General features: G+C 70.5%; 4 protein-coding genes. 2 read left to right on the top strand and 2 right to left on the bottom strand.

Annotation, left to right across the window (positions count from 1 at the left end; all coding sequences use genetic code 11):
- The first annotated feature begins 229 nt into the window (after positions 1-229).
- Positions 230-613: a hypothetical protein gene (locus GT354_RS20320; protein WP_161357733.1), complete on the top strand. Its 384-nt coding sequence runs from the start codon at positions 230-232 to the stop codon at positions 611-613.
- 745 nt (positions 614-1,358) lie between these two features.
- Positions 1,359-1,934: a MarR family transcriptional regulator gene (locus GT354_RS20315; protein ID WP_161357731.1), complete on the top strand. Its 576-nt coding sequence runs from the start codon at positions 1,359-1,361 to the stop codon at positions 1,932-1,934.
- 375 nt (positions 1,935-2,309) lie between these two features.
- Here the strand turns inward: GT354_RS20315 and GT354_RS20310 are convergent, their stop codons facing one another.
- Together GT354_RS20310 and GT354_RS20305 are read right to left on the bottom strand one after the other, a co-directional pair.
- Positions 2,310-3,095 (bottom strand): gamma-glutamyl-gamma-aminobutyrate hydrolase family protein, encoded by a 786-nt coding sequence (locus tag GT354_RS20310; RefSeq protein ID WP_346012098.1) that lies wholly within the window; start codon positions 3,093-3,095, stop codon positions 2,310-2,312.
- Positions 3,092-4,115: aldehyde dehydrogenase family protein (locus GT354_RS20305; RefSeq protein WP_161357729.1), on the bottom strand; the 1,024-nt coding region annotated here is incomplete at its 5' end. The genes GT354_RS20305 and GT354_RS20310, both read right to left, overlap by 4 nt.

Here is a 4,115-nt window from a genome sequence, read left to right as displayed (position 1 = left end):
GGCGATTCGCACCCGGCCGGCCGCTGCGGGAGGCGGGGGTACTCCCGCCGGGCAACCACCCGGCGACCCGATCTCACACCTCGCCGGGAGCGGATACGACACCCCCGCCGCCGCCCGCGGAGGCAGCGGCGGGGGGACGCGGCCCGCGCGAGCTCGGCCCTGCCCACGCGACGCCGAGGACTGGCCCAAACACTGTCTGTGATGGGACTCGGATATGTGCGCTCGGGTTGTGGAGAGGGAAGCAAACCACGATCCGCTCGGCCGGGGACGTTCGAGGACGCGGTGCGAACGCACGCGGTCGGGCCGGACACCCGTTCGTCCTGGGAGGTCCGCGCCGACGGCCGCAGCCTTTTCGACCACACTCGCCGACGGGGACACGATCGAGTATCCCGCCTCGATCAACGGCATCCGCGAGGCGCTTCCCCCGGAATCCCGCGAGAAGTTCGACGAGGAGGTCGGCAACGCACACGCGCGTGACCTCTTGCTCGTGCTCCACCGCTGGGCCCTGCTTCCGACTCCCGCGTGGGACGAGGACGTCGAAAAGGTCGAGGCCCTGCGCGCGGAGGAACGACAGGTGCTGGAGGGCTGCGAAGGGGAGGCGGATCCCGGATGAGATGAGCCATGCACTGCGATACAGCCCGGATGGGGGAAAGACTCGCTCGTAACTCTCCCCCTTTCGATCGCATCTCGCTCGATCGGGGCGTGGACGCCATCGCCCACGACCTCTACGGACGCGGAACCAACCTCCGAAATGCGCGACCGCGACCACCGGCAGGGTTCCGCCGGCCGGTTCATCGTGGGCTACCAGGTCTCGGCCGGGCTGATGTTCATCACGGTCCTCCCCATCGTCCGAGCCTGTTCATCGAAACGGCAACGCCGGTCTGCGGAGACTCGGTTCCGGAGGCCGGCTTCACCCGAGTACCGAACCAGCCGGCGATGCCCCGGCGTTGGCTCGGGGCCGCTGCGTTGACCGGGCGTTGCCGGGGTTCGAGTGGGATGCGGGCCGTACCGGTGACGGCCGGGCCCTGCGGGATGCCGCCTGCCGCCACGACGGGTGGGGCGGATGCCCGCCGCCACGAGGAAGACGATGTGCGGGAGGCCGAGCCTGCCGTGCGGGCCTTGCGCGCGGCGGTCTCGGGGGCATGGGGGCTCGGGCGTGGTCGCCGACGCGTCTTTGCTTGCCGTGCCCGGCGGTGGGGAGGGGCGAGATCTTGATCGTTTGTGTTCGTACGATGTGCGGGTGGCGCTGATCGTACGGATGCAAACAGGGCGCCGTAAGGGCTAGATTTCAGACTTCAGGCTGAACATGGCGCATCGAGCAGCGGTTCGGGGCGCCCGGGACGACGAAGGCGGGGCATGTGGTCGGGAAGCGGTCCATCACCGATACGGAAAAGGCCGTCCAGGCACGATTGGGCGACATTCCGTTGCGGCGCGAACAGATGGCCGCGGTGTCGAACATCTATCGGGCCGCGGCGGCCGTACGGCAGCACCTGGAGAACTCGGTGCTGCGCGAGTCCGAGCTGACGTGGACCGCGTTCACGGTGTTGTGGGCGGTGTGGATCTGGGGCGAGAGCGAGACCCGGCACGTCGCCGAGGAGGCGGGCATCTCCAAGGGCACGCTCACCGGCGTGGCCCGTACGTTGGAGACGCGCGGGCTGATCGCGCGGGCGGCGCATGCGTCGGACGGGCGGTTGGTGCTGCTGTCGCTGACGCCTGCGGGTGAGGAGTTGATGGTCCGGATCTTCCCGGAGTTCAACGCGGAGGAGGCTTTCGTCGCGGACGATCTGTCGGCGGACGAGTGCCTGGTCCTGGCGGACAGCCTGCGGAGGATCGTGGCGCGGTTGGAGGCCAAGGGAGAAGAGCGGCGGCAGACGCTGTTGGACGGTCACGCTCCTCGGCCTCGACGGGGTGGGCGTCCTCGCCGGGCGGGGTGAGGCGGTCGGCTTCGCCTGTTGGCCGGTTGGCCGGTTGGCCGGTTGGCCGGGGCGCATGCTTTGTCCTCAAACGCCGGACGGGCTGGAGGGGTTGCCGTCCCGATAGCCGCAGAGCGGCCTGCGGCCGGCTCGTCCTCAAACGCCGGACGGGCTGGAAATGCGGTCCCTTGCCGCTCCACACAAGGGAGCCTGCACACGCGGCCTGCGGCCGGCTGTCCTCAAACGCCGGACGGGCTGGATACCGCTCGCACTGCCCATCATTCGCCCACTCCCGAACTCCAGCCGACCCTCCCCCGCACTGTCCTCACACACCGGACCGGCTGGAAGTCGCTCGCGCTGCCCATCGTTTGCCCATTCCTGTCGAGGAATCGGTCTTCAGGCGCCTGGTGCCTCAACGCCGGGCGGGGTTAGATCGGCCTTCGGGCGGGGTGGGCTCGGGTGTTTGTGTTGGGTGGATGCCTCGGTCAGGGCGGTGAAGAGGGATTGTTGGGCCTGGTTGGTTTTGGCGGTGTCTTCCGGGTGCCATTGGACGGCCAGGAACCAGCCTTTGGGGGTTGTGGGTTCGACGGCTTCGATGGTGCCGTCTGCGGCTTGGGCGGTGATGCGTAGGGGGGTTGCCAGGCGGTCGATGCTCTGGTGGTGGTAGCAGGAGGCTTCGATGTGGTCGGGGCCCACGGCTCGGGCCAGGGTGGAGTTCGGGTCGGGTTTGATGCGGTGTACGACGTGGCGGTGGTGGGTCGGCATGTGCTGGGTGAGGGTGCCGCCCAGGGCCACATTGAGTACTTGGAGGCCCCGGCAGATCGCGAGCGTGGGCAGCCCCGTGGTCAGGGCGTGGTGGGCCGCCGCGAGGTCGAAGGCGTCCTGGGTCTCGTCGACGTCGTACACCTCGCCGTGCACCGACGCCGCGCCGTAGGTGCTCGGCTCCAGGTCGCCGCCGCCCGGCAGCAGCAGGCCGTCGACCCGGGCCAGGCGCGCGCCGATGTCCCACGGGTCGGCCGGGTGCATCATGAACGGCTCGCCGCCTGCGGCGTAGACCGCCTCCGCGAGCGCCTGCGCGGTGACCTCCGCGGCGTAGCGCAGAGCCGACGTGGTGGCCGCGAACCGGCAGGGCAGGGCGATCAGCGGTCGGTTCGGGCGGATCGTGGGATTCGTAGGGCTCACAACCGGATCCAGGTGGTTTTGAGGTCGGTGTACTTGTCCAACGCGTGCAGTGACTTGTCTCGGCCGTGGCCTGACTGTTTGACGCCCCCGAAGGGGACGTTCAGGCCGCCCTCCTCGTAGCAGTTCACCCATACCGTGCCCGCTCGCACGGCGCGCGAGACGCGGTGCGCCGTCGACAGGTCCGCCGTCCACACGCCTGCCGCCAGGCCGTACTCGGTCGCGTTCGCGAGCCGGACGGCCTCGTCCTCGGTGTCGAACGTCAGGACCGCGAGCACCGGGCCGAACACCTCGTCGCGCGCGAGCGCCATGTCGGGCGTGACCCGGTCGAACACGGTGGGTTCGAGGTAGTTGCCGGGCCGGTCCACCCGGTTCCCGCCCGAGCGCAGCCGGGCGCCGTCCGCGTGGGCGCGGGCGATGTGGCCCTCGACCCGGGCGAGGTGCTCGGCCGTCACCAGCGCGCCCATCGTGGTCGCGGGGTCGAGCGGGTCGCCGATCCGTAGCGCGCGTGCGTGTTCGACCACCGCGTCCACGATGTCGTCGGCGATCGAGGAGTGCACGAGCAGCCGGGACGGCGCGGTGCACATCTCGCCCTGGTTGAAGAAGATGCCCCACGCCGCCGAGGCCGCCGCGCGGGCCGGGTCGGGGGCGTCCGGCAGCACTATGTTGGGCGATTTACCGCCGAGTTCGAGCCAGACCCGTTTCAGGTTCGAGTCGGCCGCGTAGCGCAAAAAGTGCCGTCCCACGGCGGTGGAGCCGGTGAACGCGAGCACGTCGACGTCGGGGTGCAGGCCGAGCGCGCGGCCCGCCGTCGGCCCCTCCCCCGCGACCACGTTGAACACGCCCGCCGGCAACCCGGCCTCGCTCGCGAGTCGGCCCAGGCGCAGCGCGGACAGCGGCGACTGTTCGGCGGGCTTGAGCACGACCGTGCAGCCGGTGGCCAGCGCCGGGGCCACCTTCCACGCGGCCATCGTGAGCGGGAAGTTCCACGGTACGACGGCCGCGACCACGCCCACGGGCTCG

Origin of the sequence: Streptomyces sp. SID3343, assembly GCF_009865215.1 — a bacterium.
Taxonomy (GTDB): Bacteria; Actinomycetota; Actinomycetes; order Streptomycetales; family Streptomycetaceae; genus Embleya.
This window is presented reverse-complemented; position numbering and strand designations above follow the sequence as displayed.